The following is a 24,587-nucleotide window of genomic DNA, read 5'->3' on the forward strand; positions in this document are numbered from 1 at the left end:
ACTTGTTATTATATTTTCGAATAGTTTAACTGCTCGTTTCTAATTTCAACATTTTGACCATTTGCAGTGACAGATTTCCACTTTAGTTGATGGACATTGCTGAACATATTAAAATCCCCCTTTTCTAACCACCCCAGGTCAATCATTTTTTGGAGAACAGCTCTAGTTCTGGCTCCTGAGTAGTTTGCTATCTGTCCTTGGGCATTTCTAAAAATATTATCAGTAGTTATTCCAGATTGCGTATGATCAAAAGCGCTTCGTGTAAAGAAGCTGCCAAAGCAGCCAGAATGTCTATTTTCCAAATAAAGATTAGTGAAGCGATTTAAAAAATTTTCAACACGTTCTTTTTTTGCTTTTAATTTTGCCTGTGCCTCAGCAATTGCCCGCGCTTCAGCTTTAGCTTGTGCCTCTGCTTTTACCTGCGCTTCTGCTCTTGCCCGCGCCTCTGCTTCTGCTCTTGCCCGTGCCTCTGCTTCTACTCTTGCTCTTGCCTTCGCTTCTGCCTTTGCCTGTGCTTCGGCTCTTGCTCTTGCCTTCGCTTCTGCCTTTGCCTGTGCTTCGGCTTTTGCCTGCGCTTCTTGCTTTGCAAGAAAATCAGCATATTCACTTAAAAAGGTGTCTTTAATTTCGGTGATTTCCTGGCAATTAGAATGCTCAGCTGGTGTTGATAACGATTGGTTGACATTGTTTAACTTTTTATAAACCGTGCTTTTTTCTTGAGTGTTAATTATCGTCCTTAAAACAGAAGGTCTATCTTTTTCAAATGCTAATGCAGCATCTTTAGGATGTTGGGCGCCAAATTCTATTAGCGCCATGATCTTATCATCATCACAGTCATTTGATAGCATGGCTAAATATACGGCATTTAATTTTTCCTTGTTAGGTTTTAATTTTAAATAATCAATCAATTTAGAATAATCTTCGGTCTTACTCCAATCTTTAAGTTCACCAGACTTTATTTTTTGTTCCATTATCGAATAAAGCTTGTTTATTCTGGCAAAGTATATATCGGTAACAACTTGCTGACCAAAAATACCAGCCTCTTCTGCCCTCGCTAAAAAATTCTCATCTTGACAGTGCAAATCCATATACGCTTCTGTATAGGGCACTCCATGGTAAATAATTTGGGAGTACTCATCATTGCTCAATAATAAAAGATCAAAGTTAACCTCCCCATTTAACAATCGAGCTTTTATAAGGGTTGTTAAGTTATCTTTAAGGTTTTTATCTGGATCTAAACGATATTCATATCTAAGAAATGCTTCTTTAGCACTTTTCAATAACTTTAAGACTGTGCTATTAACTAATGCCTTATTTCCATCGCTAAGTTGACCGCCAGAAGATTTGAAAGCTTTATACGCATTGATAATAATATTCAACTTGGCAATCTTACATGCTACTAACAATCCTTGTTCTGTAATCTTTAAACCTTCAATTTCAGCGACTTTACCTACTATAGATGAATCATTAGTTTTATAAGCGGCTGCAAGGGCTTTATCACCCTCTCCAGGTTGAGTAATACATGCTTTTGATGCAATTTTACTTACTATAGATGAATCTTTAGTTTCGCAAGCAGCAATGACCGCCTGCGAGCCTGCTGTAATCCCTTCAATCCCCTCAACTTTACTTACTATAGATGGATCTTTAGTTTTACAAGCGGCTATAAAGGCTTTATCACCGTCTTCAGGTTGAGTAATACGTGCTTTTGATGCAACTTTACTTACTATAGATGAATTTTTAGTTTCGCAAGCAGCAATTACCGCCCGCCATCCTGCTGTAATCCCTTCAATCCACTCAACTTTACTTACTATAAATGAATCGTTGGTTTTACAAGCGGCTATAAAGGCTTTATCACCGTCTTCAGGTTGAGTAATACGTGCTTTTGATGCAACTTTACTTACTATAGATGAATCTTTAGTTTCGCAAGCAGCAATTACCGCCTGCCATCCTGCTGTAATCCCTTCAATCCACTCAACTTTACTTACTATAAATGAATCGTTGGTTTTACAAGCGGCTATAAAGGCTTTATCACCGTCTTCAGGTTGAGTAATACGTGCTTTTGATGTAACTTTACTTACTATAGATGAATCTTTAGTTTCGCAAGCAGCAATTACCGCCTGCCATCCTGCTGTAATCCCTTCAATCCACTCAACTTTACTTACTATAGATGGATCTTTAGTTTTACAAGCGGCTATAAAGGCTTTATCACCGTCTTCAGGTTGAGTAATAAGTGCTTTTGATGCAACTTTACTTACTATAGATGAATCTTTAGTTTCGCAAGCAGCAATTACCGCCCGCCATCCTACTGCAATCCCTTCAATCCCTGCAACTTTACCTACTATAGATGAATCTTTAGTTTTACAGGCGGCTGCAAGAGCTTCATCATCACTAATTTCAGTCGCTCTAAGCCATGATAAAGCTTCGTTTGGATTTTTTCGAAGTTTTTCTAAAAATTGTTGAAATTTTGAGGGCGACATAAGGGTTCCTATAATTAATAGAAATAACTTCGTACCTTTTGGCAAGATATTTAAAGCAGTACAAAGGCCATTACAACAGATTGAATTATATACAATGAGACAATATTAAACAACGTTGCAGGCTGGATGGAATTCAGAAATTGCTGTCTGATAAAAAATCATAACCATTCGTCTATAATTAATACATATCCGATAAATTTAAGCTAAATAATATGTCATTAATAAATAGATTCTTTGAAAAAGCCCTTCCGGGCAAGCAGGCCGGGAAATTACAGGTTAAACTTAGCGGCGGCAGGCACCCTAACTATTTAATTTATTCAGAAGATAAAGATTTATTAGTAGCGATTAAGCGCCGATTTAAACTGCACAATAAACGGATTTGGGAAGAGAATCAACCAACGTTTTTACCCCAAAATTCTGATAAACCTCGGGAATATTTCCTAGAACTAACCACAGCACAAATGAATGTAGCCTGCAAACTTTTGAAAGCAGGATTTCGGATTCGCGATTTGGAGCAAGAATTAAGAAATCAAAATGCGTCTTTTGATGGAAGCCATAGATCAGATAAAAAGGATAGATTAGAAATTGATCTGGCTAGCAAAAGTGAACAAATCACTTTCCAACAATTTCGCGACGCTTATGAAAAACAATATAGATCTGAAATTTTCACTAACCCATTAAGTGCAATGAAAAGGCGCCTGCGGCAAGACAGAGAAATGGATATGACAGAAATTGAAAAATACGCCGATGACCACGCATCCAGCCGAACTGCCACGGTCTTGAACAGTTTGCGTAAAAAATAAATTTACTGCGACTATTTGTGATGATCGGCAGTTATAGACTTTATTAGATTAAGCTAGGGCGTGCTTTTAAAGTTTTTCTGGAAGCAAAAAAGCAAGAAAATGAGGCTGAATTTTTGGTCGATTGAGGCGAATAGCCGGCTCTATTTAACGAAATCGAGCATAAATTCAGACCATTTTATTGCTTTTGGAGCCCAGAAATAACTTTAAAAACACGCCCTAATATCAGATACAATCTGAACATTGCTCTCAGGGATTGATTGAGAGTTGGCATGAATAGACAAGCGCAATAACCCCTTTAAGGCTCCCTCCTGTTTTTTTTCATTTTTTAGCAATCGGTTAGCCTGTGTACGTAAGCCGTCTAAGGTTTCCTCAGCCATCCGCGGAAGCACATTGGCTAATTCATTAATATCTAATTTTGTCGTGCCGTTTTGTTCCATTTTAACACTAAAATAAAACGGAGGAACAGTCAATTGAGGTAAATAAGTAAACTCTTCCTTCTGACGTTTATAAAGTTCCTCATCTACCATTTTTTGAAATTGTGCCAGATCATCTAATGGCAAGTTCTCAAATGTCACATCCATATAGGTTTTTCCATCCAGTATGTGAGTTAATTCATGCCACAAAACCACTGCATCTACGCCCTTTAGAGTAACCTGCTGTGATTGCATATTTTTGGCAGGATCTTGATAAGCAACACTGATTTCTACCGGACTTTTTACGGCACAACGATTGGGACAAGGAACACTCAAGCAGGCATGGTTGAAATTCTGTGTTTCCTGACTTACAGAGATAATAATGGGATTGACCATAATGACTGCTGCCGGAAACGTTGTACCAGGATAGCGTTTTTCCACGCCAGAAACGTGCTCAGGACTATCATAAAACACACCGACGATAGCAAAACGAAACGGCCGTGCAATAGCCGCACATTGATTCGCCGCGATACCCGCCCCGCCTGCCTGAATAAGCACCGATTTCGCATGCTCAATCTGCCCGGATAATTCAAGATGCTGCTCAGCTGTTGCATCTTCAGGGAAGGGAATACCAGGCTGATGTAAAATGGGATCCCCTATCACTCGGATTACAGGCTGGGCTTGAGAAACAAAATAGCAACGCTTATCACGTATTTCATACAGCGCATGGAAATGTAATGATTTTTTATTACCATCCAATGCCGTAAATGATAATTTATACTCTAAAAAAGTTCCGGCAGGATTGTTATAAGTACTACAGATATTAAGATTTCCCCAGGATTTTATCTGTGATGAAAATTCTTTCATCCACAATAAATCGACTTCTTTGCTATGAGAAGTTCTGTTAATTAATGCCTCTGCATACTCAATAAGCGCAAGATCGGGTTGTTGTAACAACCAAACAGCTGTAAGCCTGACTTTTAGGGTTTCGAGTGGTTGCGTAGGGTAATAGGTTAAATCAAGAACTTTGTCTTCAAATGCTTTAAAAATATTTTGTGCTGATATTTTCATATAATATTACCTTACAGCGATTCTGTTGAGAAAAATTTACTAGCTTGTTTACTTTGATTAGTTTTATTTAATATTAAAAGTCGAAGCCCTACCAGGCAAAAAATACAGGAGCCAATTAGATAATATGCTGGTGAATAAGCAATACCGGATACATGTTTTACTATATATAACATTCCAAGTGGTGTAATTCCCGCAGCAATACTAGCAGTAATTTGATATATAAGTGCGAGGCTAGTACATCGTAATCGAATTGGGAAACTCTCAGTAATTAAAACAGGAGCAATGGAGTAATAACAAGCAGATGGAATGCAAAATAATAATTTAATTAATAAAATTTGCATATAATTCCCCGTACTTAACAGAGCGAAATAAGGCACTGCAAGTATTAAAAATGCAATTGTGGAGTAGGTTAATAATTTAATCTTGTTATAATAATCAGAGAATAATCCAAATATAGGGATGAGTGGGATAAGAAAGATTAGGCAGATTGTGTTCATTCCTAATGCTTGATACTGTGAAAAATGATTAATAATAGTCATATGAATAGGAGAATAAACAAAAAGAGCAACAGTTTCTCCTACACCCAGCCATGTAATAGTAATAATTGCAAAACAACGTATAGGATAAGACTTAATTAGCCCAAATGATGAATATAGTATATCTCTCTTTTTGCTTTCGTTTGTATTAGAATTTTCTAAAATAAACTCCAAACTTTCTGGCAAAGAACGCCTAATCCAAAACCCAATAAAAGTACCCAAAATAGCCAAGATAAAAATTACACGCCAACTCCAGTAAGGTAAGATATTTTTTTCAATACAATAAATCAATAAAAAAGCTAAAAGCGAAGCCAATAGACTACCTAAATTGAATCCTACAGAGACCCAACTCCCATAAAACCCACGCTCATCTTTTTTAGCACTCTCTATTAAATACGCAATTGAACTGATATATTCTCCACCTACAGAAATATTTTGCAGTACTCTAAAAAGCGAAAATAATAGCGTTGATGTTAAGCCAATTGCTTGATATGAAGGAATAACTCCAATAATCGCTGTACAGACACCAACCATAATAATAGAAAAAATAAGCGTTTTTTTTCTGCCAATTTGATCAGCAAACAACCCTATAATCAAACTTCCTGCAGGACGAGATAAATAACCTATAAAAAAAATACAAAAAGTATTTATAAGATTATTTTGAATAGAATCAGTTGGAAAAAAAGTAACAGCAATTATTTGAGCAAAAAAAGCACAAATCATAACATCAAAATTTTCTAACAAATTTCCAATTACACCACTTGCAATAATTCGCTTATTAGTATGGGAAATTTGCTTCAATACATTCAACATAGCAAACTCTATGAATTATTAATAATAAGTTTTAGGTGTTTTTTCTTATAAGGCTCTTCTATCAAAGGGGAAGCATATTGGCAATATTGTTGGTAAATAGGTTGTAATTGTTTATAACCATAATCTCCTAAAGCATATAATGCCGGTACTAGCTCCTGATAATATGAGCGCATATCAACTCCAGTATGTCTTGTAGCGAAATTATATATAAAATGAAAGCTATTTATTTTCCGCATCACACTTAACCCTAAAGAGAAATGATGTTCTGTCTCTTTAACTCGTTTTATTTCATTTTGGTATCCAGCAGTATATGCCTTTTCCCAAAATAATATTTCTTGATTAACATAGGTCTGCGGCCTAAAGGATAGATCGTGTTGCCATAGCCCTTGAACAAGTAAATTGAATTCTACAGAGGGGGTCATTGAAAAAATAACCATTTCATCACCTGGATTAATCAAAACTAGTGAAACATGATCAATGAAATACAAACCTTTTAAATCAGCTAACTTCCTGGATATTTCTTTTTTGTGCTTAAATAAAATATCAATAATATTAGGATGGATGCTAGTAATGACTGAGGACATTAAGTCTAATTGCCGCATAATTTTATATCTTGCTCAGATTTATTAAGTAGCATCGCTGATGATATCATCATATCGATGATTTTATAGAGTGTATCTCGATCTACATTCAGGTGAGCAGCATCATAAACTGTTTCAATAATAAAATTGACTACATCTTCAGTATCATAGGAAAAAGGCAACAACATTAAACTTTTATTTAGAATATACTTTAATATAAATTTATCTATTTCAATTAAGTCAGATGATTTAATTTCGGAGGATTTATACTTATTTGGCTCATCTCCAAACAACAAATTAGCAGGATGACAGTGTAAATGGTTAGCAATTTTCATAATTACTGAAACCTCTGGCAAAACCTGACCAAGAGCATATTTTCTGGCCATTTGATATGAACACCCTGCGATAGATGCCAAAGAGCTGATATCAATCCCTCCTCTTGCTCGTCGCGAGGCATAGCCCCTCTCACACATAGCCTGCGTCAATCGCTCCGAAAATTTCTTGGTAATATCACCTTTACTCATGAAAAAAACCTGTCATATAGTATCAAATTATAACCAAAATCTATCATAACTCTAAAAATATGGCAATTTAACAATAAACTTTATTTTCAGTAAAAAATAATTTTACATAAAATATATTTATGTTTACTATAAACAACAAAATTGCTTTCCTAAAACACTTAACAATGCGAAACGGGAAGTTATGGAAGCAAAAAACTAGATTGATAACATCAAATAATCAACTAAAAACAACAGGGAGAAAAAATGGAAGTAACTGAGGGCTCACATAGCACCCAATATCGATACAAAATTATTGCCCAAAAATTTGTTTTACCTAATGGTAAATGTTTGTTGGCAATTCGAGACCAGCAAGACAATATCATCATGCATATCTCACCAGGGCTCGCCTTTCGAAACAATGAAATGCTAAGTGACATGAGTCCGCAAGACATTAAGCTTGTAGGATATATCTATGCCAGTGAACATGTAAACACCCCATAATTAGTGGCATAAACAATTTTAATTAGGCGTAACACTATGAGAAACCACTTAAGTTATTAAATTTAACTGGCAAGAGAACTCGTTCAGCTATCTTGGGCCTATATGGGGATAGTTGTAATCGGTTGTTAGAATTAGAGAATTGGCTTATTGACAAACAGAAGTTTTACTAATTAGTATCGCGCCTGTAACAGCCATAAATGGAAAAGGTTACTAACTAGCTTTTTTAACTGTGCTAGAAGTTCAACACGCAATATTTTTGATTTGTAGTATAAGGAAGATTTTAATGGAACCTCGAAAAACGGTCGCAGTCATAGGCTGTGGAGCCTCCGCCGTAGCTTTTTTACACTCTTTTGTAGATATATGCATAGATAACCAAATAGATTACCTGGATTTTATTATTTTTGAACCATCTTCTGAATTGGGTTCTGGCTTAGCCTATCAAACTGATACCGACAATTTAATTATCAACAGACCACTTGAAAGTATGTCTGTCAATGTAAATATATCTTCTGACTTTAAACATTGGATGGATAAACATCATATATCTTCAAAAGATATAATTACTGATGGACACACTACTTATTCATCAAGACCGCTATTCGGTAAATACTTAAGTGATACACTTGAAAAAGTTTTACTCAAAGCACTCCAAAACCACATACAAATCAGAATTGTACGCAAGACTGCTATAAAGGTATTAAAAACAGAATCATATAAAATTATCACAGCAGATAACGAAGTGTTACATTCTAATTATATAATATTTTGTACTGGGAATAACCAACCTCATGACATATACTCACTTAATGAAACTCCTTCTTATATAAATAACCCTTACCCTCTTTATCCCAAAATCAATAGTATCCAGCATAAAAAAACAATAGCTGTTTTAGGTAATAGCCTCACTGCCATCGATATTGCTCTTGCTCTATCTAATAAGGGATATAAGGGGAAAATAATTTTGTTCTCTCGAAGTCCTAATTATCCTAAAGTACGGGGGCCTATTAGACCCTATAAGTTAAAATTTCTTACAAATTGTGCCCTAACAAATATTAAACAAACAAAAACCAAAATTTCACTTAGAGATCTGCTACGCTTGCTCAGGAAAGAACTGAAGACATCCGGCACAGATTGGAAAATGCTTTTTAAGGAAAACCTGGAAAATCAAAGTGCACTTGCAGTGCTTGAAAATGAAGTTACACAGGCCAATTTGCACCGTAGTTGGCAATCCATATTATGCGCAACAAATGAAATTATTGAGTTATCATGGAGTATTTTAACCAACACGGCCAAAATACAATTTCTAAAAAAATATTCCAGGGTGTGGTTAAATAACCGTACGCCTATCCCCCTAAGCAATGCAAAAAAATTAATCAAAATTATAAAAATAGGACAACTTGAGTTTATTCCCAGGATAAATTCTATTGTATACGATAGCAGACTTCAGAAATATTCAATAAGAACAGAAAATAATGCAACGTATCTATGTGAAACGGTTATCAATGCTACAGGACCTTCACGCTATATACACAGCTGTGATTTTTTAATGAATAGTTTATTAGAGGAGGGCTTGGCGCGAGAGAATGCATTTGGAGGGTTAGATGTTGATTTTGAAACAGCTTCTCTTCTGGATAGTGAAGGCAATAAGGATAATAACTTAAGATTATTAGGCCATAATACTACTGGTACTTATGGCTATACAAGCTCATTAGAAATGATCACAAAAAAAGCTCAAATCATCGCTATTAATTTAGCTAATTTAATACAGGAAACCAATTATGATAAAAACAAGATGGTTAATGATGCCCGTGTTGATCCTTTTGGTCATATTGCCTCGTTTATCAATTGACTTATATTTACCTTCGCTTCTGAATATCGGAAAAAAATTTCATACTGATAGTGCAACCCTGCAGATGACGCTTACTTTTTTTATGTTGGGGTATGCTCTTTCAATGCTGATTGTTGGGCCGTTATGTGATTATTTTGGTAAAAAGCCCGTGCTTTTGCTAAGTCTTACTCTGTATGCAAGCGCAACTATCCTTTGTATGGTTGCAAATACTTTCATGGTACTGGTAGCCGCGAGATTTTTTCAGGCCTTGGGCGGATGCAGCGGTACTGTGATTGCTCGTCTTTTTGTGAAAGACTCCTATAGCAGTAAAGATCAAATCAAAATTCTTGCTCAGTTGTCTGCGGCTATGGCCATTTGTCCTTTATTGATACCGATACTGGGCGGGGTTATTCAAACTTATTCCGGATGGCGTTCCGTCTTTTTCTTCCTTCTGATTCTGGCGCTTATTCTTATTCTTGTTTGCAAAAAACAATTGCATGAAACTCAGCGTTTGATTAGTAAACCGTCGATCAGGAAGCTATGTTATGATTTTAAAAAAATTCTATCCAATCAAGTATTTATCGGTTATAGTCTTGCAATTGGCCTGGCATGGTCCTGTTATTTTGCTTTTACAATTGAGTCGCCTTTTTTATTGCAGGAAAAGCTCGGTTATACCTCGTTTAAATTCAGCGTGCTTTATGCTATTACAATATTAGGTTATTTGGCGGGAACCGGTTTTACCAAAAGATATGCCAATCAGATAGGCTGGGATAAATTAATTTTTACAGGAACATTATGTTGCCTGGCTGGCGCAGTATTAATGACTTTTTTAAACCAAGCGCTTGATTTACATTGGTTTACATTAATCACGCCAATGATAATTATTTTATTTGGTGTCGGTATAATAATTCCCGGGACACAGGCTGCTGTAATACAACCCTTCTCCCATAACGCAGGTACTGCCTCTGGATTGTTCTTTTTTATTCAAATGTTATTTGGCTTTTTATGTGGGGTAATCTTACAGAGAGTGCATAATGGCAGTATAACGCCCCTGTTGACCGTATTGTTACTCTCAAGCCTACTCCTGGTTTTGTCGTTTTATTTTACCATTTTACGTCCGCAAACTTTGGCTCAAGTGTCTGTAGAGTAAATTTCAAGAGAAGTACGTAGCCCTGATGCAGGCTTTGTAGGATAATTCAAAATATGGCAAAACCTGCAGGAAGGGGGTTAAATTTTATCCATGGGTTAGAATCAGAATATGAACCATTACCCGTCTCTCCAGTAACCCCTTACCTTTAAAGGCTTTTTGCAAACCCTCAGATGCCAGGGATGGCATCTGGGAGCCAGGATGACTTCATGCGTGTTTGTAAAAAGCCTTTAAAGGTAAGGGATTACCCGCTCTGAACTTGCAAGGCATCATTGACTAAAAGCGCGATTGAAACCTTGATTACGCTTCGCTGCATCAAGGCTACTCTCTATTTTACATAACTATTATGTTAATTTGTCTTAAAAATTAATGGAATATTCAAATTAAAAGCAAACTATTCAAATTTTGATTAATTTCAGGTATACTGTTTGAAGCCTGGCCCATGGAAATTTAACCACTAGCAAACGCTATAAAGAGAAAGGAAATAATGATGGAACATCTTACGGAACATCAATTAAGTCAACTGATTATTAATTATCTCAAACATGCGCAACAACCACGACAAACTCATAATAGATTACACCCGGCAGAGTTCACAGAATGGTATGCCGGAATCAAAAACAAACTCCGGCAATTTACTGAAACCAGTTACTTTAGTAGCTTTATTGAAGCCTGTGCAGATCTTGAAGACTTAATTACCTCGGCAGAGTCGGCCTGTAATCGAGGTTTTATGGGCGGCCACAAGCTGCAAGAATATTACCTGTTACAAAGTCATATCTTAATGCTGTTGGCAAGCCGAATCTCTCCCCAGCAACCTGCTCTACTTAAATGGGCTCTTGAGTTTCTGTGTGGAGCGATCGAATCTGGTTGCAAGAATCAGGGAATATTTAAAATAGCGCTCGAGGTTCATATTGCTCAACTGAAAAAGTACAATGACTATTTTTCTTTTTGGAATCGATTTTTGCACAACTATGATGAAGCAGCTGCGCCATATACTTCTAGCGCATCCAGGAAGTTCATATTTTATAATAAACAGCTGGAAAAAAGATATCTGCAGGAAATTGGGCCGCTCAATCAGCAATTGTTCCTGTGGTCTAAGCAGCTTCTTACCGAGTATTTAAGATGCGGTAAACCGGCTGAGATTGATTATTCTGCCCTTCTTCAGGGCCATGTTTCAATGCCAGCTTGTTAGCGTAAGGAGTGTTGGGCTGTAAAGCTCAACACTCCTTACTTTGAGCAAAATCGTTATTACACTAGCGATTAAACAGCCAGATCAACGTGCTGTACTGTTCCGGCTTCACCTTGTTCAGTTAAAAATAACCCAGTTGACCGGATAACGCCGGCTTGTTCCTGATCCGGGTTATTTACTGAAAACGGGGTGGCAGCCTTGCCAAGGTAAATGGCTCCGACATTGGCTTCTTTTAATGATTTTAATTGCTGTTCGCCTTGTTCCCCGGCGTTAAACCAGAGCATTAATTGTTCGTAAATTGAATCATTTTCATCAATCCAGCCATTGTTATCTTCGTCATAACCAGCCAGTTCAGCAAAGCCATCTCCGGTATTAGCGCCGAACAGCTCATTTCCATCATTGATCTTGCCATCCTCATTTTTATCAAGCGCGAGGAATGCGCTGTTGCCCATCAGCATGGGAACTTTATCAAGCACGCCATCCATAGTCAGATCAAATTCAAAAGTTCTTTTATCAAGCTGTGCAGCATTGCCGCCAAAATTTAGCACCAGCGGATCTTTTAAAGCAGCGCTCAACCTCATTTCAAAGCCTTCATATTGCATGAACTCGCTGCTCATATTCAATTGCAGATTAACCTGAATAGTCTGGCCATCAGCGGTTTTTACCTGAGCCTGTGCCTGAAAAGAACTGCTTTGGCGTTGGTAAAAAAACTCATTAGACTGGTAATGGACCTCTAATGCTGCGGGAGCTGCCTGCGCTGCTTGTGCCGCTTCTGGAGCAGCTGCCTCTGGGTCTGCTTTACCTTTTTGCTCATTTACAAATTTTTCCAGTAAACTGTCAGTAAATTTTTCACCAGTGAGCGCTTCCAGAAGTAATTTTAATAACCATGATTCCAGGCTATCCTCCATTGTTAACTCAACCTCGGGATTGGAATTTTGCGCCGCCTGTTGTGCTCTCATTAGCTGCAATTGCTTTTGATTAGCGTCAGCTATCTGCTCTGCATGCTTCTGCATTCCGCTATCAGCAGCTTTCTCGTGTATCTGATTGTAGCTAAGCGCCGAATAACTTTCGATGACGGTCGTATTCTGCATTTTTATCATGTTGACAGAGCTTTCGCCGGTAGCGGGATTATATGACATGGAGCCTGCTTGTAAGCTCTCATTTTTCACATAACGAGTATAAGATGAATTATTGCTTGAGAGTTGGACATTACCTGATTCAATTCGCATGATAACCGCCGATCGAGGAGGGTGTACTTTAACAATCGGCGGGCAATTAACAAACTTTAATCAATATTTACAGTATTTAAACACTTCTGGCTTTCTCACCAAGACAAGCAGCCATCCAGAGCAGGAAAAAATAACCCGATCCGGAATAAAAAAGCAGTGAGTCCGTGAAGTTAGCCAGCCCAATCGCAGCAAGCAGCGCTAGTCCTATAGGCCGCATGGCGGATAGCCGCCAGGTAGCCCGTAACAAACTAATGGCTAGCCAGGCTAATATCGCAAACCCAAATAAACCGAACTCAACCAGGACTAACCAATATTGGCTATGCGGCTCAAGCAAAGTTCTATCCCATGAGGGAACAGGCTTATCAATCCGGAATGAGGCAGTAAAACTGGCGGTTCCATTCCCAAATAGCGGATGCTGTATAAAAAGCTGTTGGGCATAGTTATGAAATTGTATCCTGTAGCCAATCGAAGTATCTTTATTTTGTTTATAGTGCTGAAACTCATACACTGCCGTTTTGACTCCAAGCTGCATATAGTCGCTAGTACTGTAGCATCCCAAAAAAACTGCGGCAATCACTGCAAAACCGGCCAGAGCCTGCTTCCAGCTGAATGTCTGCAGAACCAGCAAGCCCAATAAAAGCAGATAAATCACATACCCTGTACGTCCAACGCTGACAAACAGATTTTGGTAGCTGAATAAAGTAAACAGTAAAAGATAAGCGATACGCACTACCCCTCGCCGCCTGAAAAATAACAGAGCACTCAAATAAGCCGCAAATGACATCATGATGCCGGTCATAATATGGTTTCGGAATACGCTATCAGCATTTACTTTTACTGTTATCAGTACCCCTTTGGCGACCAGAACCGAGAGCACCGCCGTTAGCGCCATCGCCGCAATGTAAGCCAGGATCGCACTTTCCCGCGTTTTCCGATTTTGCAAGCCTACTACCAGAATTGGCAGAAACAGGAGTTTGGCATATTTCTCTAGCACCAGCATTTTTTCCTTTATCGTAGCAGGCCCCCATAAGCAACCGACAAGAGCCAAAGCAAACAAGGCAATAGCAGCCTTGCACCAGGACTGTGAAAATAAACTGACAATCTGGCGACGATAATCAGGTGCAGCGATAATTGCCAGAATTGATAACACCATTAAAATACTTTTTCCACTTGAGCTTAATGGCGTTACAAAAAATAACAATGGTAAAAGAATGGGAACCAGCTTTGCTGAAGTCCATTGGGGTTGTGATTGTTCAATTGCCTGCATTGGTTAACTCGTTAGATGATTCGAGCAGCAATTATACTTAATAAATGAGAAATGCGATATCCTGAAAACAGGTTGGGCCGTTTCCGGCCCAACCTTCGTTTTTAATGCTTGGCTTCAGTTTTTTTCTTAACGTCCTGAACTGCAGATAGCATCGCTTTTTCCACAATACGGAAAGATTTTTGCAGATAATCAAGCGCCAGATGGCCATTCTCTACCGCAACTTTAATTTGTTGCTCCACCAGCTCTTCCGGGCTTTTGACATCGCCGGGTTTAACGTAATTAATATTTTGTAATGTTTGAACACCCAGGGCGGCAAGCTCTTGAAAAGGTTCTTGCGCTTTTTTACCCATCTCAGTCAGTTTTTCAAAATTAATGTGGTCCATGGCAGTCTCCGCGTAATGTTGCATTGCACAATATTAGATTAGGCCGTTCCGTACCTGTTTGTCAAGCGTTTATAATATTTTTTTTGCAGTGCACCATTATTTGAACTTAAAAAGGTTCTGCCATTGTTTGGTAATCGTATCCATTTGTTGCTGCCAGGCGTCGGTTGCCTGTTTATACGGATTAGTATGAGTTGATTTTTCCATCATATTAAATAACCCTTCCAGACCGCTTTTAAATGCCTGGTGCATGGGATGATGAGCGGCAATAATCAACTGCCTTAACATATCGGCAGTAAAAAATTTACTTGGACCATTTTCCATATCAACAAAAATCTGCAGCAGCGTAGCTGACGTGATATCAGCCTCAGTTGCAGCATCTTCCACACGGAATGGTATTTGCTCAAGCACATAGCGCTGTAATTCTTCAACCGTAATGTATTGGCTAATTTCAGTATCGTACAAGCGGCGATTCTTATATTTTTTTATTAATCGTGGTTTCATAAAACTCTCAGGTTATGCCTGCAAGTACCGCGGACAAGCCGCGGTATGTAGGGAAATAATACAGCGATTTAATACATATGCAAACCGCCGTTAATACTCAGGTTAGCGCCAGTAAGGTAACGGCTTTTATCGCTTATTAAAAACTCAATTGCCCAGGCAATTTCTTCTGGCTCTGCCAAACGCTTGGCAGGTATCAGTTCAATAATCGATTGCAGGATATCTGGCCTTATTCCTTTCATCAGGCGAGTGTTTACATAACCCGGCGATATACTGTTTACTGTAATATTTTTTGCCATCAACTCTTGCGCAAGGCTTTTGGTAAAACCGTATACGCCTGCTTTTGAAGCAGCATAATTGGCTTGCGAAAACTGGCCTTTCTGAGCATTCACCGATGAGACATTGACAATGCGGCCATGCTGCTGGTTACGCATTGCTTCAACAACCTGCCTGGTTACATTAAACATTCCGTCAAGATTTACCCTCAGCACTTCATCCCATTGCTGCTTGGTCATCTTGTTAAACACCGCATCGCGGGTTATACCGGCATTATTAATCAATGTATCAATGCGGCCAAACTCGTTCAATATGGTTTTAACAACCCGCTCGCACTCATCAAAGTTGGTCACATCCATATGCTGGAATCTGACATTGGCATAACCTTGCTCATTAAGCTCTGATTGCCATAAGTTTCCCTGATTGCCGGCAACCACATCAAGAGCGATTACATGGCCATACAATGGGCTTAACTGTTTAGCGACCGCGGTGCCGATATCGCCTGTACCGCCTGTAATTAACGCAATTTTATCATTTGGCATGATTTTATCCTGAGTAAACGGTCAATTACATGTATTGGCCGCCGTTAATGTCAATATTGGCACCAGTAATAAACCCGGCATCCGGCGCTGCCAGAAAAGCGACTACATCAGCCACTTCTTCAGGCCGTCCTAACCGTCCGACAGGTATATTTGCGATGATCCCTTTTAATACGTCTTCTTTTACAGCAGCCAGCATAGGCGTTTCAATATAACCGGGAGAGATCGTATTGACGGTAATTCCCTTATTTGCCACTTCCAGAGCAAGGCTTTTGGTAAATCCATAGAGCGCGGCCTTGGTTGAAGCATAATTACATTGACCAAACTGCCCCTTGCGGCCATTGATTGAGGAAATACTGATAATACGGCCGTAATTTCTGTCAATCATGGTAGATAAAATATTGCGGGTTACGTTAAACGCGCTGGTTAAATTGGCATCGATTACCTGCTGCCATTGCTGCGAAGTCATCTTTCTGAGACTGGTATCCGCAGTTATGCCGGCATTATTAACCAGAATATCAATATGACCATAGCGCTCTAATACTAAAGCGGTCATTTTTTCACAATCTTCAAATTTGGAGATATCAGCATAAACAATATCAATATCATAACCAGCAGCACGTTGTTCTGCCTGCCAACGTTTTGCCTCGTCATGATTACCATCTTTGAAATAACATGCTACAACCTGATATTGTCCAGCCAGACGGCGGCAAATAGCTGTGCCAATTCCCCCAGTACCTCCTGTCACTACAGCGGTCATTCTATCCATAAAATTAACCTCGTTGTTCTGTTACCGGTAGTCTTACTACAAAGCAAAAATTGAATAAAGTCAATTAAATTCACTACAACCGATTTAATATAGCATTGCCTTGGGATTTTTGCCTGGAGAATTTGCAGAAACTTTGTCAGGGGAATTTATGAATGCCGCAGACAAGCCGCGGCATGTAGATATGAATTACACTTTAACAGGTTTTGGAACAAAGCCTTTAATCTGTTGAGCAAACTGATGCAGCACATCCAGACCGGATTCTTCAGCCTGGCGGCACCATTGCTGCAGGGCTTCTACCAGTTCTTTTTGCGATGAAGCTGTTTTAAGCCAGATATTTTGCAGTGATTGCCGATAATTATATACGATGCGTAACTGCTCGCGGCAATCCAGTAATGCCTGCAGACGAGTACGCGCACGCGGTGAAAGCAAATTATCCTGCAAACGTAACAAGCGGCCTGCACGTTGAAACAATTTTCGCTCAGCCTTATCGCCAACATCGGTTACTACCTGTTTTTCACGCTTCAGAATAGGGCGGATTACTCGTTTGTAATAAAAGGACATTACCTGAAAACGATTGCTGATCACCGCTTTAACGGTATCGATATCAACATGCAGCTTGCCTTCTTCCATAGCAAGTTTGGGCGGTAATTTTTTGACCTTGGCAAGACCGAGAAAAGATAAACAGCGGATATACAGCCAGCCTATATCAAACTCCCACCATTTCACAGAAAATTTGGCTGATGAGGCAAATGTATGGTGGTTATTATGCAACTCTTCGCCGCCAATCCAGAATGCCCATGGAATAATGTTGGTCGCAGCGTCATGGCATTCAAAATTACGATAGCCCCAATGATGGCCGATACCATTGATAACGCCTGCTGCATGCAGCGGGATCCATAACATTTGAATTGCCCAGATAGAGATGCCAGGAATACCAAACAAGACCAGATTAAGCAGGAACATGATCAAAATGCCCTTGGAGCTAAAGCGGGAATAAACATTGCGCTCAAGCCAGTCATTCGGTGTTCCATGGGAATATTTGGCGATCATCTCCCGGTCTTTTGCAGCATCGCGATATAATTCGGCGCCTTGCCAGAAAACTTTTTTTATCCCCAGAACTTTGGGGCTATGCGGGTCGCCTTCAATATCAGTAGTGGCATGATGTTTTCGGTGAATTGCAACCCATTCCGCAGTCACCATACCAGTAGTTAACCATAACCAGAAACGAAAAAAATGGCTGATCAGAGGATGTAGCGTCAATGCCCTGTGAGTTTGGCAGCGATGCAAATAGATTGTTACCGCAGCAATAGTAATTTGGGTTAAAATGACTGTTGCAATCACATATCCCCAAAATGACAGGTTTAAAATGCCAAAAAGCATGGACTGTTCCCCTTTATTAATCATTACTTTTATATGATATCACATTTTATACAAGGTTTGTGGTTTATCTCGAGTTTTATCGTACATAAAAACATTGCATACCGGCTTATTGTAGGCAATAATTTTTATATAGTGAGATAAATTTGAATTTGTTACCAGGACGTGATCATATGAATGGCAAATTGCAGCAGATAATCCAGAGTTTAGTTCCCTTTTTAATCATGGGTATTGCTATTGCCATGCTAATTGGTTTGTTCATTATGTTTTCCTACGTGTTAATCTGGGGTATTTTTATTGGCGGCGTGCTTTGGTTTGCCGCTCTTATCAAGGATTACCTGTTTCCTCCTCCTCCCGAAGAGAAACACGAAGGCCGTGTGATTGAACACAAAGATCATGATAAAAAATAAGATGTTGCCTTATGCCTGAATTACCTGAAGTTGAAACGACCCGTCTTGCTGTCGCTCCCTGCTTGCTGAAGCAGACTATTAAACAGATTATTGTCCGCAATGCCGGATTACGCCAGCCTGTACCCGATGACTTGAGCCTGTCTGCGCCGGGGCAGCAAATCAGGCACATCTCGCGCCGTTCGAAATACCTGTTGATTTATCTGACTCAAGGTTGTGTATTAATTCATTTGGGGATGTCAGGCCACTTAAGATTGTTATCCAATCCGGTTGCCCCTGGCAAACATGATCATATTGATATGATATTATCCAACGGGAAAATCCTTCGCTATAATGATCCCAGACGTTTTGGCTTATGGCTTTATCTGCAAGACAACCCTGATTTGCACCCGTTAATAAAAAATCTTGGCCCTGAACCTTTGTCAGATGAATTTAATGACGACTATTTATCCCGGCAGGCTGTACGAAAAAAAACCAACGTCAAATCATTCATTATGAATAATCACATTGTGGTGGGAGTCGGGAATATTTACGCAACCGAAAGCCTTTACCGGGCAGGCATCCATCCCCTGCGCGCCGCTTCGACATTGACGAGTAATGAGCTGCAACGGCTGGTTACTATCATCCGGCAGGTACTTAAGGAAGCGATTAAAGCAGGAGGTACCACCTTAAAAGACTTCTATGTGCTGGATGGAAAACCGGGTTACTTTGCCCAAAGCCTGCAAGTATATGGCCGAAACAACCAGCCCTGTTTTCAATGCGCATCTGTAATTGAAATGACCCGAATAACCGGCCGTGCTTCGGCATACTGCCCGACTTGCCAGCCATTCTTGCCATTAATTTAAGAAAGATCCACGAATACTGTCCAAAGTTAACTGCATGGAGTATGATCCTGATTTAATTTTGTTTTGTGTTGTGAACAATTATGAAAATAAGCCGATCCCGTACTCGTTTAATTACATTGATATCAGTGCTATACACTGCCAATTCGTGTATTCAATCGATTATTCGAGGATATACTGGTAAAACAAACCGTAAGTGGGTTGATAAAACTATCCATCGTTGGGTCGATCGGCTGCTGAATTTAATTGGCGTTACCTGCAAAGTGGTGAACCCCTATAATGTCCAACCGCAACCTGGCCAGGCAACTATTATTATGTGTAACCATGCCAGCCTTTATGATATTCCGCTCAGCTTTAAAGCATTTCCAAATCACTCTATCCGTATGCTTGCCAAAAAAGAACTGTCCCGTATCCCGTTGATGGGGAAAGGCATGACAGCAGCGGAATTTGCATTTATTGATCGCAGAAACCGAATACAGGCCATTAAAGATCTTGAATATGCCCGAAAGTTGATGGAAAGCGGTATTATTTTATGGATAGCTCCCGAAGGAACCCGCTCCAAAGACGGCAAACTGGCTCCATTTAAAAAGGGAGGATTTATTACCGCCATTCAAGCCAAGGCAACTATTATCCCGCTGGGAATCCGCGGCGCCTATGAGATTCTTCCCGCCCGCACCATGCAATTAAACCTGAATCAGGTCGCTGAACTTCATATCGGTCAACCAATCGATGCTTCGCAGTACACTCTGGAAAACAAAGAAGAACTGGTTAACCGGGTCCATCAGGTTATAAAAGAGCTGGCAGAGGGTAATCCATTACCAGTTAATGATTTACCCCATACCCTTCCGGGTTAACGGAAACAACCGTAGCAAGCCCCATGCGGCGCGGATCAGAAGCAGCGGTAATCACATTCAGTTTTTTATCCCAGCTGATAGCCTGCATATCGCCATAATACTGCTTTAAGGCCATTAGCTGATATCCCATAGCCCGCAGTTGAGTCTGCAACCCGTCAGAAAAAGTATCAGGCTCAAACTGAATTACATCGGGCAGATACTGATGATGAAAACGCATACCGGATACCATGGTAATCGCCCCCGAATAATCGTTAAACCATAAGCTGGCGAGTAAAACCATGGTCGGAATTCGGCTACCGCCCGGCGTACCGACAATAGCAAGCCGGCCTGGCATTTCCAGAAATGTCGGTGTCATATTAGATAACGGCCGTTTGCCAGGGGCAATCGCATTCAATTGACTGCCGACAACACCGAATACGTTTTTAACGCCTGGTTTAACCGCAAAATCATCCATATGATCATTGAGCAACACCCCTGTACCTGCTGCCACAACGCCAGAACCAAAAATATAATTGACGCTCATAGTTGCTGATACCCGGTTGCCTTCCTGATCCAGAATGGCTATATGAGTGGTATTGCCAGCACCAGCCGGCATAGGCGCAGTACTCAGTTTGCTGCTTGGCGTCGCTTTATCAGGATTAATCAAATGCGTTAATCCTTTGGCATAACCAGCAGACAATAACTTGGACAATGGGATCTTGACAAAACCGGGATCAGCCATTGTTTGATTGCTTTGCCAGAAAGCAAGGCGCATCACCTCTACCAGATAATGAACATATTGCACTCGGGAAAAAGTTGTTAACGGATAATTCGCCAGCATATTTAACATCATAATCAGCATGGTACCGCCCGCGGACGGCGGTGGTACAGTAATGATCAGCATATTATGGTATGCGCCTTGCAGCGGCTCTCTGATTTTGACCTGATAACGAGCCAAATCGTTTAAGGTCCAGATCCCTCCGGCATCACGGTTTCCTTTCACCAGTTGCTGTGCCGTTTCTCCCTGATAAAAACCCTTCTGCCCTTGTTCTGCCAGACGTTTTAGCGTCTTTGCCAAATCAGGCTGGCGTAAACGCTCACCAGGTTTATAAACCTTGCCGTTATTCAAATAGGAGGCGCTGCTTGCGGGATAGCGTTTGAGGATCTCGAGCCTATCCATCATCTGACAAAAATAAATGAATTGCTCATCCACCAAAAAGCCCTGCTCTGCAAGCCGGATTGCCGGTGCCAGAGAAGCGGAAAGCGGTAATCGGCCATAATGGCCGGCAATATAAACCAGCGCTGCCGGCTCACCCGGAATTCCCGCTGCCAGGCCGCCATTAAGCGACAAACCAGGAACCGGATCACCGTTTTTATCCAGAAACATATCCTGGCTTGCTGCCAGAGGTGCAACTTCCCGGCCATCAACTACGATATTCTCTTTAGTTCCAGCATTATGCAGTAACCAAAAACCACCGCCGCCCAAACCGGAGTGGTAAGGTTCGACAACAGCCAGAGCCGCGCTCACAGCAACTGCGGCATCAAACGCATTGCCGCCGGCAGCAAGGATCTCAAGCCCTGCCTGGGTAGCCAGAGGATGCGCGCTGGCGACAGCATAGCCGGGCGGCTTTTCCGCCAGAACAGCTGATTGGGCATAACCCATAGAACTGATAAGACAAATTAAGGCAAGTAACGCGGCTTTACGCAACATAACCCCCCTTCCTCTGTAGCAATGCTTCAGCAACACAAGCTGGTACGAACTGACTAACACTACCATTGAAACTGGCAATTTCCCGTACCAGAGAGGAAGAGATAAACATTAAATCTTCAGAAGGCGTCAGAAACAGTGTTTCAATGTCTTTAGACAATTTCCGATTCATTCCCGCGAGTTGGAATTCATACTCAAAATCATTCACTGCCCTTAAACCACGAAGAATAATACCTGCGTTCTGCTGCTTCACAAAATCCATCAATAAGGTATTAAACCCAAGCACAGTGACGCCCGGCAGATCGCCAATCGCTTTCCTGATTAATTCAATTCGGGTTTCCAATGGAAAATAGGGCTGCTTCATTTCATTACTCGCAACTGCGATAATCAGTTCAGGAAATATTTTGGCCGCACGGGTGATTATATCAACATGGCCATTGGTCACTGGGTCAAAAGTACCAGGGTAAACTGCTCGATGTTTCATAATATATTCTGATGATTGCAAGTTGTTCGAGTCTAGCGTATTGTAATAAAAAAAACTATTCTCATGAAAAATCAACCTTGATATTACAATAGGAAGTCAAGGCCACAGGAATGATCAAAATACAACATGCCAAACAAGGATAGTGTAATGAATTTAATAAAATCATTTTGCCTTTCTTCCGTCGTTTTATTAACTGCGTGCGCACCTAAACCCCCTGTTGAGCCTGCCGATATTGCGCCGCCCAAACAACAGATTACCAGCGTTACTGCTGCTTCTGAAGCGACACCAGATACTAAAGATCAAAAACAAAAGCAGGCGCAGACCGCTAGCGCGAAAGCGTCCGCTAGAACCCCTGGTTCCTGGGATTTATCAGGCGCCATTGCAGGCCGCAGCAAAAACAAAGCCTGGAGCGCTTCTATTAACTGGCTGCAACAAGGTGCAAACAATTATCAGATCCGATTATTTGGCCCCTTGGGCAGCGGGACCGTTATGGTCGCAAAAAGCGGTGGGGTTGTAACTTATCGTGACGGTCCTAAAACAGCCAGTTCAAAAAGCGCCGATGCCATCCTGCAAAAAGAAGGCGGTATCCGTTTACCAGTCAGTAACCTCTATTATTGGGTTCGCGGGATTCCGGCTCCTGGTTCAGTCCAGTCAGCCCAGCGCGATGCCAATAACAATCTTAAAATATTAAGACAATCGGGTTATACCATTGAATATTTAAGCTACAACCAATACGCCGGCTTTGTTTTACCGGCGCAAATACGGCTGCAGGGCAATGGCGTATTTATCAAGTTAGTTATCAAACGCTGGAAAGTATAAAAAAAATTAAAAACATCGTTGACATCAAGCCCATTTATCTGCAAAATACGCAGCACATTGCAGCGTGATTCAGCGATGTTTTTCAAGGATGATTAATAATAGAGAATCTACAGCTTATTGGGGTGTCGCCAAGTGGTAAGGCACAGGGTTTTGATCCCTGCATACCTAGGTTCGAATCCTAGCACCCCAGCCATTTTCTTGTTGATTCAAGTAAACAGACGGCAGAAGATATCTGGGAAGGATGCGTTGTACGGATCGCTCAAATAATAATTATATCTTTCTAGCTGTCTTCTGCTATGTGTTTAAGGTGATTAACCCAAATCAAAGGCTTTTTACACATGTCAACAATGATGATCTTTACCGGTAATGCTAATCCGGAACTTGCTCTTAATATTGCTTCTCATCTTGAACTGCCTATTGGCCAGGCGACTGTCGGTAAATTCAGCGACGGTGAAACGATGGTTGAAATCCTTGAAAATGTACGTGGAAAAGACGTATTCATTACACAATCAACCTGCGCGCCAACCAATGACAATCTGATGGAATTATTAACTATGGCTGATGCCTTGCGCCGCTCATCTGCTGGCCGGATCACCGCCGTAGTTCCCTACTTTGGTTATGCTCGCCAGGATAGGCGAGTCCGCTCTGCACGTGTGCCAATCACCGCAAAAGTTGTTGCCGATATGATGGCTTCTGTCGGGATCTGCCGGGTGTTGACTGTGGATCTGCATGCAGATCAAATCCAGGGTTTTTTCTATATGCCGGTTGATAACGTTTATTCAACCCCTATCCTGCTGGAAGATATTATTTTACAGAATCTGCCTAATCTGATGGTGGTATCGCCTGATGTAGGCGGCGTCGTACGGGCGCGGGCAATGGCGAAACGTTTAAATGACGCCGAATTATCAATTATCGATAAACGCCGCAGCGGCCCGAATAAATCCGAGGTTATGCATATTATTGGCGAACCTGCCGGCCGGCACTGCCTGATAGTTGATGATATCGTTGATACCGCTGGCACATTATGCTCGGCTGCACAACAACTAAAGCTCAAAGGCGCCGCCAGCGTCCGCGCCTATATCACTCATCCGGTTCTTTCAGGCCCGGCTGTAGACAATATAATTCATTCAGCGCTGGATGAAGTCGTTGTTACTGATACGATCCCGCTTTCGGAAGCAGCGAAAAAATGTCAAAAAATCAGAGTTGTCAGTCTCGCGGAAATGCTTGCGCAGGCTATTAAACGGGTTAATGTGGAAGAATCAGTCAGTTCAATGTTTGAAGAATAGTAGATACT

At 40.6% G+C, this 24,587-nt stretch carries 24 protein-coding genes and 1 tRNA gene; 11 read left to right on the top strand and 14 right to left on the bottom strand.

The genetic code is table 11. The features are described 5' to 3' along the window. Nucleotides 1-8: 8 nt before the first annotated feature. A complete protein-coding gene (locus tag ACFORL_RS07025; protein ID WP_382342480.1) occupies nt 9-2,477 on the bottom strand; it encodes a hypothetical protein in 2,469 nt (822 codons plus the stop codon). A gap of 212 nt (nt 2,478-2,689) precedes the next feature. Between ACFORL_RS07025 and ACFORL_RS07030 the strand changes: the two genes are divergently transcribed. Further along, nucleotides 2,690-3,280: a hypothetical protein gene (locus ACFORL_RS07030; protein WP_382342482.1), complete on the top strand. Its 591-nt coding sequence runs from the start codon at nt 2,690-2,692 to the stop codon at nt 3,278-3,280. A gap of 203 nt (nt 3,281-3,483) precedes the next feature. Here the strand turns inward: ACFORL_RS07030 and ACFORL_RS07035 are convergent, their stop codons facing one another. Genes ACFORL_RS07035 through ACFORL_RS07050 form a run of 4 tightly spaced genes read right to left on the bottom strand, consistent with a single transcriptional unit; the run spans nt 3,484 to nt 7,218 of the window. Further along, nucleotides 3,484-4,764, bottom strand: a complete 1,281-nt coding sequence (locus ACFORL_RS07035) for a peptide deformylase (RefSeq protein WP_382342484.1) — start codon at nt 4,762-4,764, stop codon at nt 3,484-3,486. A gap of 11 nt (nt 4,765-4,775) precedes the next feature. Next, nucleotides 4,776-6,113: an MFS transporter gene (locus ACFORL_RS07040; protein WP_382342486.1), complete on the bottom strand. Its 1,338-nt coding sequence runs from the start codon at nt 6,111-6,113 to the stop codon at nt 4,776-4,778. Nucleotides 6,114-6,121: 8 nt separating this feature from the next. Next, complete coding sequence (locus tag ACFORL_RS07045) at nt 6,122-6,715, bottom strand: hypothetical protein (RefSeq protein WP_382342488.1); 594 nt, start codon at nt 6,713-6,715, stop codon at nt 6,122-6,124. Then, nucleotides 6,703-7,218: a helix-turn-helix domain-containing protein gene (locus ACFORL_RS07050; protein ID WP_382342490.1), complete on the bottom strand. Its 516-nt coding sequence runs from the start codon at nt 7,216-7,218 to the stop codon at nt 6,703-6,705. Before ACFORL_RS07050 ends, ACFORL_RS07045 begins: the two co-directional genes overlap by 13 nt. 243 nt (nt 7,219-7,461) lie before the next feature. On the opposite strand from ACFORL_RS07050, the gene ACFORL_RS07055 reads away from it, so the two are divergent. The 4 genes from ACFORL_RS07055 (at nt 7,462) to ACFORL_RS07070 (ending at nt 11,865) form a co-directional block, all read left to right on the top strand. Further along, the gene (locus ACFORL_RS07055; RefSeq protein WP_382342492.1) at nt 7,462-7,698 is read left to right on the top strand and encodes a hypothetical protein; all 237 of its coding nucleotides are present in this window, start codon (nt 7,462-7,464) and stop codon (nt 7,696-7,698) included. A 283-nt stretch (nt 7,699-7,981) separates the two neighbouring features. Then, nucleotides 7,982-9,547 (top strand): FAD/NAD(P)-binding protein, encoded by a 1,566-nt coding sequence (locus tag ACFORL_RS07060; protein WP_382342494.1) that lies wholly within the window; start codon nt 7,982-7,984, stop codon nt 9,545-9,547. After that, nucleotides 9,477-10,676, top strand: coding sequence for a multidrug effflux MFS transporter (locus ACFORL_RS07065; protein ID WP_382342496.1), 1,200 nt, complete (start codon nt 9,477-9,479; stop codon nt 10,674-10,676). The genes ACFORL_RS07060 and ACFORL_RS07065 overlap by 71 nt, the downstream gene beginning before the upstream one ends. Before the next feature lie 484 nt (nt 10,677-11,160). Next, nucleotides 11,161-11,865: a hypothetical protein gene (locus tag ACFORL_RS07070; RefSeq protein ID WP_382342498.1), complete on the top strand. Its 705-nt coding sequence runs from the start codon at nt 11,161-11,163 to the stop codon at nt 11,863-11,865. 68 nt (nt 11,866-11,933) lie between these two features. Here the strand turns inward: ACFORL_RS07070 and ACFORL_RS07075 are convergent, their stop codons facing one another. The 7 genes from ACFORL_RS07075 to ACFORL_RS07105 all read right to left on the bottom strand — a co-directional run bounded on the left by ACFORL_RS07075 (nt 11,934) and on the right by ACFORL_RS07105 (nt 18,203). Continuing rightward, on the bottom strand, nt 11,934-13,091 hold the full coding sequence (locus ACFORL_RS07075) for a hypothetical protein (protein ID WP_382342500.1): 1,158 nt from the start codon (nt 13,089-13,091) through the stop codon (nt 11,934-11,936). 76 nt (nt 13,092-13,167) lie between these two features. Continuing rightward, nucleotides 13,168-14,358 carry an O-antigen ligase family protein gene (locus tag ACFORL_RS07080; RefSeq protein ID WP_382342502.1) on the bottom strand — a complete coding sequence of 397 codons (1,191 nt, stop codon included), beginning with the start codon at nt 14,356-14,358 and terminating at the stop codon, nt 13,168-13,170. A gap of 101 nt (nt 14,359-14,459) precedes the next feature. Further along, nucleotides 14,460-14,741: a phasin family protein gene (locus ACFORL_RS07085; protein ID WP_382342503.1), complete on the bottom strand. Its 282-nt coding sequence runs from the start codon at nt 14,739-14,741 to the stop codon at nt 14,460-14,462. 96 nt (nt 14,742-14,837) lie between these two features. Beyond that, on the bottom strand, nt 14,838-15,242 hold the full coding sequence (locus tag ACFORL_RS07090; protein WP_382342505.1) for a polyhydroxyalkanoate synthesis regulator DNA-binding domain-containing protein: 405 nt from the start codon (nt 15,240-15,242) through the stop codon (nt 14,838-14,840). Nucleotides 15,243-15,310: 68 nt separating this feature from the next. After that, a complete protein-coding gene (gene phbB, locus ACFORL_RS07095) occupies nt 15,311-16,057 on the bottom strand; it encodes an acetoacetyl-CoA reductase (RefSeq protein WP_382342507.1) in 747 nt (248 codons plus the stop codon). A 25-nt stretch (nt 16,058-16,082) separates the two neighbouring features. Then, a complete protein-coding gene (gene phbB, locus ACFORL_RS07100) occupies nt 16,083-16,823 on the bottom strand; it encodes an acetoacetyl-CoA reductase (RefSeq protein WP_382342509.1) in 741 nt (246 codons plus the stop codon). 186 nt (nt 16,824-17,009) lie between these two features. Beyond that, nucleotides 17,010-18,203, bottom strand: coding sequence for a DesA family fatty acid desaturase (locus ACFORL_RS07105; RefSeq protein WP_382342510.1), 1,194 nt, complete (start codon nt 18,201-18,203; stop codon nt 17,010-17,012). Between the two features lie 170 nt (nt 18,204-18,373). On the opposite strand from ACFORL_RS07105, the gene ACFORL_RS07110 reads away from it, so the two are divergent. The 3 genes from ACFORL_RS07110 (at nt 18,374) to ACFORL_RS07120 (ending at nt 20,303) form a co-directional block, all read left to right on the top strand. Then, entirely contained in the window at nt 18,374-18,610 is a 237-nt protein-coding gene (locus ACFORL_RS07110) for a hypothetical protein (protein ID WP_382342512.1), read from the top strand. 11 nt (nt 18,611-18,621) lie between these two features. Continuing rightward, on the top strand, nt 18,622-19,452 hold the full coding sequence (mutM, locus tag ACFORL_RS07115; protein ID WP_382342514.1) for a bifunctional DNA-formamidopyrimidine glycosylase/DNA-(apurinic or apyrimidinic site) lyase: 831 nt from the start codon (nt 18,622-18,624) through the stop codon (nt 19,450-19,452). 80 nt (nt 19,453-19,532) lie between these two features. Continuing rightward, nucleotides 19,533-20,303, top strand: coding sequence for a lysophospholipid acyltransferase family protein (locus ACFORL_RS07120; protein ID WP_382342516.1), 771 nt, complete (start codon nt 19,533-19,535; stop codon nt 20,301-20,303). On the opposite strand, the gene ggt is transcribed toward ACFORL_RS07120, so the two are convergent. Then, nucleotides 20,272-21,993 (bottom strand): gamma-glutamyltransferase, encoded by a 1,722-nt coding sequence (ggt, locus tag ACFORL_RS07125; RefSeq protein WP_382342518.1) that lies wholly within the window; start codon nt 21,991-21,993, stop codon nt 20,272-20,274. The genes ACFORL_RS07120 and ggt overlap by 32 nt on opposite strands. Next, nucleotides 21,983-22,474: a pantetheine-phosphate adenylyltransferase gene (gene coaD, locus ACFORL_RS07130; RefSeq protein WP_382342520.1), complete on the bottom strand. Its 492-nt coding sequence runs from the start codon at nt 22,472-22,474 to the stop codon at nt 21,983-21,985. The genes ggt and coaD overlap by 11 nt, the downstream gene beginning before the upstream one ends. A 147-nt stretch (nt 22,475-22,621) precedes the next feature. On the opposite strand from coaD, the gene lolB reads away from it, so the two are divergent. From lolB to ACFORL_RS07145, 3 genes are all read left to right on the top strand, one after another. Then, nucleotides 22,622-23,293 (top strand): lipoprotein insertase outer membrane protein LolB, encoded by a 672-nt coding sequence (gene lolB, locus ACFORL_RS07135; RefSeq protein ID WP_382342522.1) that lies wholly within the window; start codon nt 22,622-22,624, stop codon nt 23,291-23,293. A gap of 118 nt (nt 23,294-23,411) precedes the next feature. Beyond that, nucleotides 23,412-23,486 (top strand) — tRNA-Gln (locus tag ACFORL_RS07140). A 145-nt stretch (nt 23,487-23,631) separates the two neighbouring features. Further along, complete coding sequence (locus tag ACFORL_RS07145; protein WP_382342524.1) at nt 23,632-24,579, top strand: ribose-phosphate pyrophosphokinase; 948 nt, start codon at nt 23,632-23,634, stop codon at nt 24,577-24,579. Nucleotides 24,580-24,587: the final 8 nt, after the last annotated feature.

The sequence above is a fragment of the Legionella dresdenensis genome (genome assembly GCF_042649825.1).
GTDB classification, from domain to species: domain Bacteria; phylum Pseudomonadota; class Gammaproteobacteria; order Legionellales; family Legionellaceae; genus Legionella_C; species Legionella_C dresdenensis.